The sequence below is a fragment of the Aeromonas sp. sif2433 genome, assembly GCF_019218705.1.
Lineage (GTDB): Bacteria > Pseudomonadota > Gammaproteobacteria > Enterobacterales > Aeromonadaceae > Aeromonas > Aeromonas encheleia.
Genome location: NZ_JAHUXD010000006.1, coordinates 68,331 through 82,052, shown reverse-complemented (window position 1 = coordinate 82,052; position 13,722 = coordinate 68,331). Strand labels below are relative to the sequence as shown.

9 protein-coding genes are annotated in these 13,722 nt (G+C 59.1%); 5 read left to right on the top strand and 4 right to left on the bottom strand.

Translation table 11 applies throughout. The features are described 5' to 3' along the window. Window positions 1-215: 215 nt before the first annotated feature. From KW825_RS10880 to KW825_RS10860, 5 genes are all read left to right on the top strand, one after another. A complete protein-coding gene (locus KW825_RS10880) occupies window positions 216-1,742 on the top strand; it encodes a YfcC family protein (protein WP_218329214.1) in 1,527 nt (508 codons plus the stop codon). 256 nt (window positions 1,743-1,998) lie between these two features. Further along, the gene (locus KW825_RS10875; RefSeq protein ID WP_218292122.1) at window positions 1,999-2,538 is read left to right on the top strand and encodes a glycine zipper 2TM domain-containing protein; all 540 of its coding nucleotides are present in this window, start codon (window positions 1,999-2,001) and stop codon (window positions 2,536-2,538) included. 276 nt (window positions 2,539-2,814) lie between these two features. Next, window positions 2,815-3,342 carry a glycine zipper 2TM domain-containing protein gene (locus KW825_RS10870; protein ID WP_218292207.1) on the top strand — a complete coding sequence of 176 codons (528 nt, stop codon included), beginning with the start codon at window positions 2,815-2,817 and terminating at the stop codon, window positions 3,340-3,342. Window positions 3,343-3,940: 598 nt separating this feature from the next. Then, window positions 3,941-5,545 (top strand): sensor domain-containing diguanylate cyclase, encoded by a 1,605-nt coding sequence (locus tag KW825_RS10865; protein WP_218292123.1) that lies wholly within the window; start codon window positions 3,941-3,943, stop codon window positions 5,543-5,545. A 1,005-nt stretch (window positions 5,546-6,550) separates the two neighbouring features. After that, entirely contained in the window at window positions 6,551-8,662 is a 2,112-nt protein-coding gene (locus KW825_RS10860) for a phosphocholine-specific phospholipase C (protein ID WP_218329213.1), read from the top strand. A gap of 310 nt (window positions 8,663-8,972) precedes the next feature. On the opposite strand, the gene KW825_RS10855 is transcribed toward KW825_RS10860, so the two are convergent. The 4 genes from KW825_RS10855 to fadI form a co-directional block, all read right to left on the bottom strand. Then, window positions 8,973-9,530, bottom strand: coding sequence for a YaeQ family protein (locus KW825_RS10855; protein WP_042654834.1), 558 nt, complete (start codon window positions 9,528-9,530; stop codon window positions 8,973-8,975). Window positions 9,531-9,710: 180 nt separating this feature from the next. Then, complete coding sequence (locus tag KW825_RS10850) at window positions 9,711-9,851, bottom strand: TIGR02808 family protein (protein WP_084228413.1); 141 nt, start codon at window positions 9,849-9,851, stop codon at window positions 9,711-9,713. Between the two features lie 296 nt (window positions 9,852-10,147). After that, on the bottom strand, window positions 10,148-12,295 hold the full coding sequence (gene fadJ, locus KW825_RS10845) for a fatty acid oxidation complex subunit alpha FadJ (RefSeq protein ID WP_218329212.1): 2,148 nt from the start codon (window positions 12,293-12,295) through the stop codon (window positions 10,148-10,150). Next, window positions 12,295-13,605 carry an acetyl-CoA C-acyltransferase FadI gene (gene fadI, locus KW825_RS10840; RefSeq protein ID WP_042654835.1) on the bottom strand — a complete coding sequence of 437 codons (1,311 nt, stop codon included), beginning with the start codon at window positions 13,603-13,605 and terminating at the stop codon, window positions 12,295-12,297. Before fadI ends, fadJ begins: the two co-directional genes overlap by 1 nt. Window positions 13,606-13,722 lie beyond the last annotated feature (117 nt).

Here is a 13,722-nt window from a genome sequence, read left to right as displayed (position 1 = left end):
CACCCCATAAAGCAGGCGCCCTTCTGTATTCATGCTCACCTCAGGGCGTTATGGTTGCTCAGTGAAACAATCTACCGGATGTTCAATATCAGGCCAGATTTCTCGCCAGAGAGTGCGTCATCGGCAGTAGAGATGCGCACAGCTTGCTATGACGATGGAACCCTATCGACCCGATATTCCGCCGAGCCCAAACCTGCTTTATCAAGGAGCATTTTATGTGTGCCGAGCCGAATACGCACTCACGCAGACAATTTCCCACCGCTTTTACCATTCTGTTTCTGATCATGCTGCTGGCCATCGCCCTCACCTGGATAATACCGGCGGGCGCCTACTCAAAACTCTCTTATAGCCCGACCAGCGCCACTTTGATGGTGAATAGTCCACAAGGCGAAATAAGCCGGGTGCCGGCCACCCAGGCCGAACTGGAAAAACTCAACATCAATATCGGGGTGGAGCAATTCACCAGCGGCACCATACGCCAACCCATCGCCATTCCCGGCACCTACGAGCGGCTGGCCCAATCGCCCAAGGGGCTCGCCGACGTGGCGGTCAACATGGTCAAGGGCACCATAGAGGGGGCGGACATCATCGTCTTCATCCTGGTGCTCGGCGGGCTGATCGGCGTCATCAACAAGACCGGTGCCTTCAATGCCGGTCTGGTGGCGCTGTCGCGCAAGACCCGGGGCAACGAGTTCATGTTCGTGGCCCTGGTCTGCTTGGTGATGGCGCTGGGGGGCACCACCTGCGGGCTGGAGGAAGAGGCGGTCGCCTTCTATCCCATACTGGTGCCCATCTTTCTGGCGCTGGGCTATGACTCCATCGTCTGCGTCGGCGCCATCTTCCTCGCCGCCTCCATGGGCACCACCTTCTCCACCATCAACCCCTTCTCGGTGGTGATCGCCTCCAATGCGGCCGGCATCCCCTTCACCGAGGGGCTGGGCTTTCGCGCCGTCGGCTGCCTGGTGGGCACCCTGGTGGTCATCGCCTACCTCCATTGGTACTGCAAGAAGATCAAGGCCAACCCGGCCTTCTCCTATACCTATGAGGACAGAGACAGCTTCCGTGCCCGCTTCCTGAAAGGGGGCGCTCTGGAAGAAGGGGTGCCTTTCACCCTGCGCCGCAAGATCATCCTGACCCTGTTCATCCTCGCCTTCCCGCTGATGGTGTGGGGCGTCTCCATGGCCGGCTGGTGGTTCCCGCAGATGGCTGCCTCCTTCCTCACCATTGCCATCATCATCATCTTCATCTCGGGCCTGAAGGAGAAAGAGGCGGTGGAGGCCTTCACCCAGGGCGCCTCCGAGCTAGTGGCGGTGTCGCTCATCATCGGCCTGGCGCGCGGGGTCAACCTGGTGCTGGATCAGGGGATGATCTCGGACACCATACTGGCTTACGCCTCCGAGCTGGTTTCCGGCATGGACGGCGCCGTGTTCGCGGTCTCCGAGATGCTGGTATTCACCCTGCTGGGACTGGTGGTGCCCTCCTCCTCCGGGCTGGCGGTGCTCTCCATGCCCATCATGGCGCCGCTCGCCGATACCGTGATGATCCCACGTTATATAGTGGTGTCGGCCTACAACTGGGGGCAATACGCCATGCTGTTCCTGGCGCCCACCGGGCTGGTGCTGGTCACCCTGCAGATGCTCGGCATCCAGTTCAACCAGTGGGTCAGGTTCGTGCTGCCCATGGTGGGTTTCGTGCTGGGCTTTGGCGCCCTGATGCTGGTGGTGCAGGTCATGATGATCTGAGCCTGCTCCCGCCCTACAGCAATGCCCCCGCCTGCGGGGGCTTTCATCTTCATCGTCTTGCCCATACGTTTCAAGCAATTGCCCACCCATCTTCCGTTGTTGTCGCCAAAGTCAGACACCTGGTCGGCACCGGGTGTTTTGGTGAAGTCAGGGATTGTCGTGCCTGCATGGCCATCGGCTTGTGCCGCCACGGCGTTCTGCCAAGATGACCGCAAGCGTGATGAGCATCAGAGGATGCATTTCAGGAGAACTCAAAATGAACAAATCCATGTTGGCAGGTGTCGGGATCGGTATCGCCTCAGCGCTGGCATTGTCGGCGGCGGCCAGCGGATCCCTGTTTTCATCCCAGCCCCAGTTTGCCGAGGTGCTGGCCAGCAAGCCGGTGACCGAGACCATCAAGACCCCCAGACAGGAGTGTCGCAACGTCACCGTCACCCACCGCAAGCCGGTGCAGGATGAGCACAAGATCCTGGGCACTGTGGTCGGCGCGGCCCTCGGCGGCGTGCTCGGCAACCAGTTTGGCGGTGGCAGCGGCAAGAAGGTGGCCACCGCCGCCGGTGCCGTGGCCGGTGGCTATGCCGGTAACCAGGTGCAGGGCAACATGCAGGCCGGGGACATCTACACCACCCAGGAGCAACGCTGCAAGACGGTGCAGGACAGCAGCACCCGCACCCTGGGCTATGACGTCACCTACCGCCTCGCCGGTCAGGAGGGCATCATCCGCATGAACAAGGCGCCGGGCGCCACCATCCCGGTCAAGGATGGCAAGCTGGTGATCGACGACGCGCAAGGCTGATAGCGCCACTGCCCCCGATAGCAACAGGCCCGCCCCTCCGGCGGGCCTTTCTAATTTATGGCCGGCACTCATTGGTGGCCGACGACCCTCGCCCGCCCAGTGATCCCTCACCTCCCCCTTGTCGCCGATTGCAGACACAGCGTCGGCGAGTCGGCGGTTGCTGTCGTCAGCCGCTGTCGCAACGGACGGGCCCTTCCCTTGAGCCGCGACGGCAAAGCGCCAACAATAGCCGCAATTGACCAATCGAACAGTAGAGAGAGTGAGATGAACAAATCCATGTTGGCAGGTATCGGCGTCGGCATCGCCTCCGCATTGGCGCTGTCGGCCGTCGCCAGCGGATCCATGTTTTCCTCCGAGCCCCAGTTTGCCGAGGTGCTGTCCAGCAAGCCGGTGACCGAGACCATCAAGACCCCGAGACAGGAATGCCATAACGTCACCGTCACCCACCAGCAACCGGTGCAGGATGAGCACAGGGTCGCCGGCAAACTGGTCGGGGCGGCGATCGGCGGCGCCATCGGCAACCAGTTTGGCGGTGGCAACGGCAAGAAGGTGGCGACCGTCGCCGGCGCCGTGGCCGGTGGCTATGCCGGCGGCCAGGCACAGGCCAACCGGCAGGCCAATGACACCTACACCACCCAGGAGCAGCGCTGCAAGACGGTGCAGGACAGCAGCACCCGCACCCTGGGTTATGACGTCACCTACCGCCTCGCCGGTCAGGAAGGCATCATCCGCATGAACAAGGCACCGGGCACCACCATCCCGGTCAAGGATGGCAAGCTGGTGATCGACGGCACCCAAGCCTGATAGCGCCCCGACCCCGATAGCCACAGGCCCGCCCCTCAGGCGGGCCTTTTTCATGGTCTCTCAGGCAACACGCATTCGGTAAAACCCGATCCGTTTATCCTGCTGTCGATAAGCCCAACACCCATGCTGTTGGATGCCGGCCGGGTGATTGACCTCGCCCCCTTCCACATCGGGGCGAAGCAACCAGGCAAGAGCTATGGGGTAGGTATCAGGCAACATAAAAGGCCCCTCGATTAACTGCGTTATCGCAGCGTACCGAGGGGCCTTATGGGCTAGGGTTTATGGTGAATTACAGGGGAAAGCTCCAGTGTGCTGGCCTGTTTATAGAAGCCATTGTGCCCGGCACTTGATATATGTCATGGTCAACATTCCACCTTGATGATAAAAGAGTCATCAGCAGCCAAGGCTCTTGGCTCTGATATCTGCAATGCCTCTCGAACGCCCGATCACGCTCTGCTCACCAGCCCTTCGGATACACCAACAGCACATCAACGAATAAACAAGGCGTGATCAGCATTGGGATAAGCTCGCCACCACCTTGGCCGAGCGACACCAACGGCCAAAGAACACCCTCTGATTTACTGCTAGGCAGGTAGAGATGAAAGACCAGACGACACACGATACCGCCGTGAATGTCCCCGTTAAACCCCGCGCCAGTGACGGCAAAGATCTCCCATCAAGGTTTTCACTACGCAAAATCCTCGACTATGTCCTGAGCAACTTCAGCCTGACTGCACAACGCGGCTTGTTGCTGCTGTTCATTCTCCTGCTGGCCTCCCTCTTCGTTGGCCACCTGGTGTATCAACGCAACCGTATCGAAGACAATACCGCCCGCATCCTGCGCAACACGGCGTTATTGGAGGCTCAGCAGTTTGAGACCAGCATGGATGCGCTTCGTTATCAGGTACGCGTCATCGGTAACGCCATACTGCTGAACCACACAGTCACACTCGACAAGGTCGAACCTTTTTTAGTTCGGGAACTGAAACGGGACTGGCTGGACGCCGTGATCATCTTCGATGCAAACGGTGATTTCGTTGCCAAGAGCAGCGTGTTTCCACTCGAGCAAGCACTGAGCGCATCGACACTCGCCAAGGCAAGCTTCCGGGATCGGCTGCTGTTCAAGGATCTGCGCAGCCAGGAGATCACCGAGAGTCTGATTTACTGGCAGAGCCACGGACTCGATCCAGGCATCATGGGCTTCGTGATGTACCGGGCCATCCGCGACCCACAGGGGCGCTATCTGGGTGGCGTCGCCGGTTACTTCAATTCCAGCGCCATGGAGAAGATGTTCCGGAAAATGGAGCACAGCGGCCTGGATCTTGGCCCAGGTGGTGCCATGGCCGTGCTGGATCGCAACACAGCCGTTCAGCTCGCCCGCATGGGGGCTGGGGCTGGTTCAGTCATCTCCCATCCCGACGATCGACTCTTGCCTCTGATGAACTACGCCAGCGATACGGCCCAGGCGCATCACTACCTCTCACCGGTGGATGGCATCCCCCGCCTGGGGGTATTCCTCAACTTGAACGAAGGTAAATGGATACTGGCGGTGGGCATGGCCAAGCGTGACATGCTGCATGGCTGGTACCTCCAGGTTTTCTGGACCAGCTTGGCGGTGATCTTCATGGCCGCCCTGCAGTGGTGCCTGCTGAGACACATGCGAATCATTTTCGTGCAGCGCGCGCGCCTTGCCCAAGAGGCGCGCCAGGATCCTCTTACTGGCCTAGCCAATCGGCGCCGCTTCGACGAATGGGCCCAAGGCACCTGTAGCCTGGCGCAGCGTCACCGGCAACCTCTCTGTGTCATGACACTGGATCTGGATTTCTTCAAGAAGGTCAACGACAGCTACGGCCATGATGGCGGCGATGCGGTGCTCAGGTGCGTAGGCCATGTATTGCAAGGCCTGCTGCGAGGCAGCGATATCGCAGCCCGCTTTGGCGGAGAGGAGTTTGTCGTGGCCATGGCACAGACCGAACTTGAGGTTGCAAGCGAGGTAGCGGAGCGCATCCGCGCCAGCTTCGCCGCTCAGGCGGTGGAATACAATGGCCAGCAGATCCACTTTACTGCGAGCTTTGGCCTTACCCAGATGACCCCTGATGAGCTGGCAGTAAACAAAGGCATACACACCGCGCTGACCAGGGCCGACCAGGCGCTCTATCGCGCCAAGCACGAAGGACGCAACAGGGTGACCATCGCGTATTAACCGCGTTTTTTCGTTGTGCGATAGCGAGACCACAACCGCATGTCACGACAGAGGCGCAAAAAATAATGCCAGCCAGGATAAATTGGCTGGCATTACCACTGGTGGTAGTCGTCGTTATGGCTCGAATAAATCAGGCTGAACCCGTCGCCGCAATAGCATTCGCTGCTCTTTGAGGGCCCTGGGTTCGATTAGCGAAGCCTAATCAGACGTGCGCGGCAGCTAACAAAACGGCGGATCTCCCCGCCGTTGCTATTTATACCAACCTTGCACCGTCGCCGGCCGCTCCAGAGCGGCCAGATCTTCCCGTCCAATGAGGAGATTGATCGCCAGATCCAGGGCTAATTTAAGGAAAAGGGAGTAAGACGTGAGACATTCTGATCATATTCAGATATGCATTGTTAGAGGGCGAGGCATAAAGACATTCATTACAACTACAGAGGGATAATTAAAGGTATACCGCAAATGCAGAGGAATGGTCCCTTGGTGGCTTGTCCCTTATGGACAACGTGACACCTTTCCAAGGCATGGTTAAAACATCTCCAAGCTATAGCACTATTCTAAACAGCTATTCAAAAAGTCCGTATTGGCTGTTTATGTGACATTTACCCCTACTTCCTGCACCAACACTGTTGCATTACAGCATAAGTTCAATGGCATTATTTTTAAACTCCAGCCCGATTCAGCTTATATCAAGGTTGCCATACATTTTATTTTTATCTCGGTAATTAATGTTGATGTTGTCATCTGTTGTTAACAAAGACGGCTTAAGGTTTAACTGACCAAATTATCCTTCTACTGTGACATGGTTTTAAAATGGAGTTTTGGGAATGAAAATAAAACATTTATCCAATATCAGGCTGCTATTGCCTATGGTGTTTCTGATTATTGTCACAGGGTGCAACAATAGTAATGACAGTGAAGAACCTGAGGCTATTACCCCCTCTGAGCCCAATGATGTACGTTGCCCGCCTTGATCGTTCGCTTATCCATTTTAGGTGAAATTTAATGTCAAAACATATAGATAAGAGCCGCCGTGACTTTATAAAACTATCTGGCGCCAGCGTGGCTGCTGTGGCCACCTCCAGCATGTTCTATCCCTCGATTGCCAGAGCGCTAAGTATCTCTGCCAATAATGTGCAGGGTTCGATCATGGATGTGGAACATATCGTGGTGCTGATGCAGGAAAATCGCTCATTCGATCACTATTTTGGAACTATGTTGGGAGTCCGTGGCTTTGGCGACCGTCACCCGATACCAACGGTGAATGACTCTGTGTGGTGGCAGGAGTTCAGGAGTGATGAAAATAATCGTCTACTGAGCCCTTATCATCTCGATAGTCGTATCGGCAATGCCCAGAGAGTCAATGGTACGCCCCATTCGTTCAATGATGCTCTGGATGCATGGGACAATGGACGCATGGATAGTTGGCCGACTTATAAAGAACAACAATCCATGGGGTATTATACCGAGACGGAAGTGCCATTTCAGTTTGCCTTGGCCAATGCATTTACCGTTTGTGATGCATATCATTGTTCCCTCCATGGTAGCACCAATCCCAACAGACTATTTTTTTGGACGGGCACCAATAATCACCCCGACGATCCCAACCCGCCAGCCATTAATAATAACTTTGACTCACTGGGTAAATCCGATGAAGGTTATCAGTGGCGTACCTACCCTGAGCGGTTGCAAGAGGCAGGTGTCAGCTGGAGGGTGTATCAAAACCTGCCGGATAATTTTACCGATAATCCATTAGCTGGATTTGTGAATTACCGTATAGCCAATGAGCAACGCGGCAATCAGCCCAATGGGGCACCTTATCCGGCTTGGAAACCTGAAGATGATCAGTTCATTCCGCTGCTTAAGGGAGTGAGCAATACCATGCCAGATCGTGGCTTTCTCGACGCACTCCGCGAGGATGTGGCGGCGGGCACTCTGCCACAGGTCTCCTGGATTGTGGCACCAGCGGATTTCTCTGAACATCCGGGGCCATCGAGCCCTGTCCAGGGAGGCTGGTATACGCAGGAGGTGCTCGATGCTCTGACGTCAGATGAGGAGCTGTGGAGCAAAACGGTGCTGATCATCAACTTTGATGAGAATGACGGCTTCTTTGATCATTTGCCCCCTCCTACCCCGCCAACCTTGCTGGATGGCGAGATCCAGGGGGGCTGTACCCTGGATACGCGCGGTGAGTATCATACCGATAATCGCCCCTATGGTCCCGGCCCCCGGGTGCCAGCACTGATCGTATCTCCCTGGAGTCGCGGAGGCTGGGTTAACTCCCAAGTATTTGATCACACCTCTGTATTGCGTTTTATCGAGGCCCGGTTTGGCGTGGAGGAGGAGAATATCAGCCCCTATCGCCGTGCGATTTGCGGCGATCTGAGCTCGGCATTCAACTTTAACAATCCCAATGATGAACAGTTACCCAATCTGCCCAAGGTAACCAAGGCACAGGCCAACATCCTGGTGAGACAGCAGCAGAAGCTGGATCAGCTCAGTCCGCCGGCAGAGGATCAGCAACAGGTCCCACGCCAGACCATGGGGGTGCGCCCGTCACGCGCCTTGCCCTATGAGCTGCATGTCAATGCAGAGCAGTACAGCGATCGCCTCAGCATCAAAATGAGCAATACCGGCGAGCAGGGGGCGCTGCTCCATATTTATGACAAATTGAAGCTGGATGCGGTGCCACGCCGTTATGCACTCGCCAGCCAGGAAACCATGGAAGATGATTGGTCGGTCTCAACTTCTACCGGATACGATGTCTGGTTGATTGGTCCAAATGGCTATCACCGCTCCTTCACGGGGGCTGGGGATGAGGAGAGCAAGGCGCGGGTAAGTGTTTGTTATGATCTGACGCAGCCGGCCTTGTTGCTCACCCTGACTAACTTGATGGATGAGCCGCTGACGCTGACACTGGACAACAGTGTCTATCTTGGTGGCGTGATGACACTGGAGCTGACACCTAATCAGGTGTTGGATCAGCGTGTCGAGCTAGCCGGTCAGGGCAATTGGTATGACGTCACGGTGCGCTATGGTGAGCACTGGCAGCGGCGTTATGCTGGCCGTATCGAGACCGGGCAACATGGTGTCTCCGATCCCATGATGGGGATCTGATCCGCCTGCTTTGAGGCGGGTTGCAGGCTCAAGTCAACAGAGAGGTGCCCGTCACAAGATAGGCACCTCTTTTCACTTTGGCAGGCGAGCAATTACTGCGGTATCTGTGCTTTTGTGTGACAGGGCCGCAGGCTAGATTAGCGAAGTGTCACCTGACATTAGCGACAGTTAACAAAACGGCGGGTTTCCCCGCCGTTTTTAATCGCCCAATCATCACATTGTTTCATGCCGAGCTACATAGAAGGGCACGACCTCGGCGTTCAAGGCCAACAATGTCCCCCTCCAACTCGAACTGAACATGGTGCCCGCCTCAGAGCTCCCGGGCGGCGCGGCCCATCAGCACCACAGGGTCGAGGGTGACTTCCAGGGTGCCGTTGCTGACCCAGAGCTGGCCATCCGAGATGGTGCAGGTGAGGTGCATGGTGCGCTCCACCATGGCGGTCAGCGGCAGGGTCTGGCTGTCGGAGAGTTCGATCACGCTGAGGTTGTCATGCTGGCTCAACTTGCCCTGATTCTGCTTCCACCAGACGCTGGTGCCACGACCACCGTACAGATAGAGCACCACCTGGCGGGAACGGTTGCACGCCTTCTTCAGCCGCTTCTCGTCTGGCTGACCCAGCTCGATCCAGAGTTCGATTTCGTCGGAGTAGTTCTTGCACCAGAGCTCGGGCTCGTCATCGGCCGAGAGCCCCTTGGTGAACTCCAGCCGCTCGGCGGCGTGCCAGGCGAAGGCCGCCAGCCGGATCATCATGCGCTCGTCGGTCTCGGAGGGGTGACGGGCCAGGGTGAGGGAGACATCTTGATACAGATTGCGGTCCATGTCGGACAGACTGAGTTGGGCCTTGAATACGGTTGCCTTGAGAGCCATAAAAACCTTGATACCTTGAAGAGGCGAACGCGCCGGAAAACTGCGCGCCAGTGTAATCAAAATCGGCGCCGGGTTCGACCACCTTGGCAAAACAGTTCGGCCTGGAGGCAGGTGGCTGGGGGCAAAAAACAAATGCCAGTCCGAAGACTGGCATTTGGCAGTATGAACGACAGAAGTGGATCACTTCTGGGCGGACTGGACCCCGAAGGCGTTGAGCAGCACACAGCAGGTAACGGCTACGGCCACAAATCCGCTCAGGAAGATAAAGGGCATGACCCCGTACCCCAATACAGTCCAGATGGTTTGTTCAAGCAGACTCATTGTGTGTCCTTCATCCAGTGAAACCAGTGTCCCTTTCGATGGCGGGTTGTCTCCCGCTCCTGATAAGGCTATTTGACCCCAAAGGCGGTCCGAGTCCTATGCCACCAAAGTAGTAAATAGGGCACTTGTTTGCGCCAGATCAATAATTTAGCCCCATTCTGGCCGGGCAATGGCACTTCCGTCCCGCGTTCGACCCCTTAATGAACACGCTTGGTCAACAATAGCGCAGGCAGGGGCCCGGCAAAAAAAACGGAGGCGACCCTGGGTCGCCTCCGTTGTCATGCCGGTGAAGAGCCTCAGTAGAAGGTCAGCTGCTCCGCCGCCATCGCCTTGAGCCGGGCGCAGGGGGCGAATCTGTCACCCAGGCGCTTCTGGTACTGCTCCAGACGCCCGACCAGTTGTGCGATGCCGAGGCTGTCCATGTAGCGGAAGGGGCCGCCGAGGAAGGGCGGGAAGCCGATGCCGAAGATGGCGCCGATATCACCGTCCCGGGCCGAGGCCACCACGCCGCTGTCCAGCGCCATGGCCGCTTCGTTGAGCATCATCAGCACGCAGCGCTCCGCGATCTCATTCTTGGCGAGCTTAGGCATAGGCTTGACCCCCAGCACGGCGTAGACGCTCTCGTCCACCGTCTTCTTGCCCTCCTTGCCGGTGAGCCGGTTGCGGGGGGCTGCCTTGCCGTAGAGGTAGAAGCCCTTGCCGTTCTTGCGCCCCTTGCGATCGTTTTGCAGTAGCTGGTCAAACGCCTTGGGAGCCTGGAACTGCTCGCCGCCGAGCTCTTTCTCCAGGATGGGGGAGATCTTGGCGCCCACGTCGATGCCGACCTCGTCCAACAGCTGGATGGGGCCGACCGGGAAGCCGAAGTCGAGCAGGGCACCGTCCAGCACCTCTACCGGCTCCCCTTCCAGTACCAGCCGCGCCGCCTCGTTCATGTAGGGGGCGAGGATGCGGTTCACGTAGAAACCGGCCTCGTCCTTGACCACGATCGGGGTCTTGCCCTGGGCGCGGGCGAAGGCCAGGGTGGTGGCCACCGTCTCGGCGCTGGTGCCGGCGTGGGGAATGATCTCGGCGAGCGGCATCTTGTCCACCGGGCTGAAGTAGTGCAGACCTATGATGCGCTCAGGGTGCGCCGCCTCGGCCGCGATCTTGTGGATCGGCAGGGAGGAGGTGTTGGAGGCAAACACCGTCTGTTCAGCGCACTCGCGCTCCACATCCGCCACCATCTGGTGCTTGAGCGCCAGATCCTCGAACACCGCCTCCACCACCAGATCGACGCGGTGGAAGCCGGAGTAGTCCAGGGTGCCTGACAGCAGGCTCATCTGCTTCTCCAGCTCGCTGCGCAGGATCTGGCGACGCTTGAGCTTCTTGGCCAGCAGCTCGTAGCTGTAACGCATGGCGTTGCCGATCCCGGCACTGGCCACGTCCTTGATCCGCACCGGCACCCCGGCCTTGGTGGCGGTGACGAAGGCGATGCCGCCCCCCATCAGGCCACCGCCCAGCACGGCGGCATGGCCGACCTTGCGCGGCGCGGCCCCCTGATAGGTGACTTCTTTCTTCATCTCAGTGGTGGCGAAGAACAGCGAGCGCAGGGAGGCGGACTCCGGGGTCATCACCAGCTCGCCGAAGTGGCGGGACTCGGCGGCCAGACCGGCCTGCATCCCCTCCTCCACCCCGATCTGCACCACCGCCAGGATCCGCTCCGGCGCAGGGTAGTTGCCGCGGGTTTTGGCTTTCACGCCTTTACGGGCCTGATCGAACAGCACCTTGCGGCCCAGCCCGTTGGTCTCCAGCAGCTTGCCCTGCAGATCCCGCTTCAGTGCGTGGCGCGGCTTGCCCTTCTTGGCCAGTTTGATGGCCGCCTCCAGCAGGATGGAGGGTGGCACCATCTCATCCACCAGCCCCAATTTCCTGGCCTGTTTGGCGCGCACCTGCTTGCCGGTCAGCATCAGATCCAGCGCCTTGGCCACCCCGATGAGGCGCGGCAGACGCTGGGTACCACCGGAGCCCGGCAGCAGGCCGAGTTGCACCTCCGGCAGGCCCAGCACGGTTTTAGCGTGATCGGTCACCACCCGGCCATGACAGGCGAGCGCCAGCTCCAGCCCGCCGCCGAGGCAGGGGCCGTGGATGGCGGCGATCACCGGGATGCTCAGCGCCTCGATCTCGGCGAACACCAGCTGGCCCTCCCGGGAGAGGGTCTGGGCATCCTGGGCGCTGGCACAGGCCGCCAGCATGCCGATGTCGGCCCCGGCGATGAAGGAGTCCTTCTTGCCGGAGACGACAACTAACCCGATCAGATCCTTGTTGCTCTTCACCTGGGCCAGCACGGCGCGGATCTCGTCGGCGAAGGCAGCCTTCAGGGTGTTCATGCTCTCACCGGGCACATCCATGGTGAGGATGCCGATGCCGTCTTTACGAATATCCAATGCAAAGGTATTAGTGCTCATCATTCCACCTCCAACACCATGGCCACACCCAACCCACCCGCCGCGCAGGCGGTGTTGAGCCCCAGTCCCCCGCCCCGACGGCGCAACTCGTGCAGCGTCTGGGTGATCATCCGCGCACCGGTCGCGGCGAAGGGGTGGCCGTAGGCCAGGGAGCCGCCGAGCACGTTGAACTTGTCCATGTCCACCTCGCCGATGGCCTGATCACGGCCCAATTTGTCGCGGGCGAATTCGTGGCTGGCAAACATCTTGAGGTTGGCCAGGGTCTGGGCGGCGAAGGCCTCGTGCATGTCGATCAGGGTCAGATCGGCGAGGGTGATGCCGGCGCGGTCGAGCGCCAGCGGCGTGGCGTAGGAGGGACCCATCAGCATGTCCTGCCAGACGTCGATGGCGGAGAAGGCGAAGCTGCGAATATAGCCGAGCGGCTCGAGACCCAGCTCCTTCGCCCGCCCTTCCCGCATCAGCAGCACGGCGGCGGCGCCGTCGGTGAGCGGGGTGGCGTTGGCGGCGGTGACAGTGCCATGCAGCCGGTCAAACACGGGTTTGAGCTTGGCGTAGCTCGCCAGGTCAGAGCTCTCGCGGATGTTGTTGTCCCGCTCCAGCGGTGACTTGTAAGGGGGCACATGGGCGGTGAACACCTCGCCGCTGAGCTTGCCCTGGGCCCAGGCCTCGGCGGCCAGGCTGTGGGAGCGGTGCGCCAGCGCATCCTGCGCCTCGCGGCTGATCTGGTGACTCTTGGCCATCTGCTCGGCGGTCTGCCCCATGGAGAGACCGGTGGAGTACTCGGCGACCGCGGGCGGCACCGGCAGCAAGTCCTTCAGCCGCAGCCGGCGCAGGATATTGAAACGCTGCTGCAGGTTGCGGGCCTTGTTGAGATCCACCAGGGCGCGGGCCAGCGACTTGCTGACGCCGATGGGCAGCACTGAGGAGGAGTCGGCGCCGCCGGCGATGGCGATATCGACAGTGCCGGCCATGATGGACTCGGTGACGTTGGCCACCGCCTGGAAGCTGGTGGCACAGGCGCGGGAGACGCTGTAGGCATCGGTGCTGACACTCATGCCGGTGCCGAGCACTATCTCGCGGGCGATGTTGGGCGCCTCCGGCATCTGCACCACCTGGCCGAACACCAGCTGATCGATGAGCTTGGGATCGAGATCGGTGCGGGCGAGCAGTTCACTCACCACCAGCTTGCCGAGATCCACCGCGGGCACGCCGTGAAAGGCGGTGGCCTGCTTGGCAAAGGGGGTGCGCAGACCCGCCACGACGGCAATCCGTTCGCCCTGGCGAGTCGTCAGTTTCAATGGCTGTTTCATCCTGGCTCCTTGGTTAAAAGGTAGAGGTCTGACCTCATTGCGCCACATCTTAACAATCCACTCACAACTTTCATACGGCTGATTGAAACTAAATTGTCGCCATCTGTGCCCCCTCCC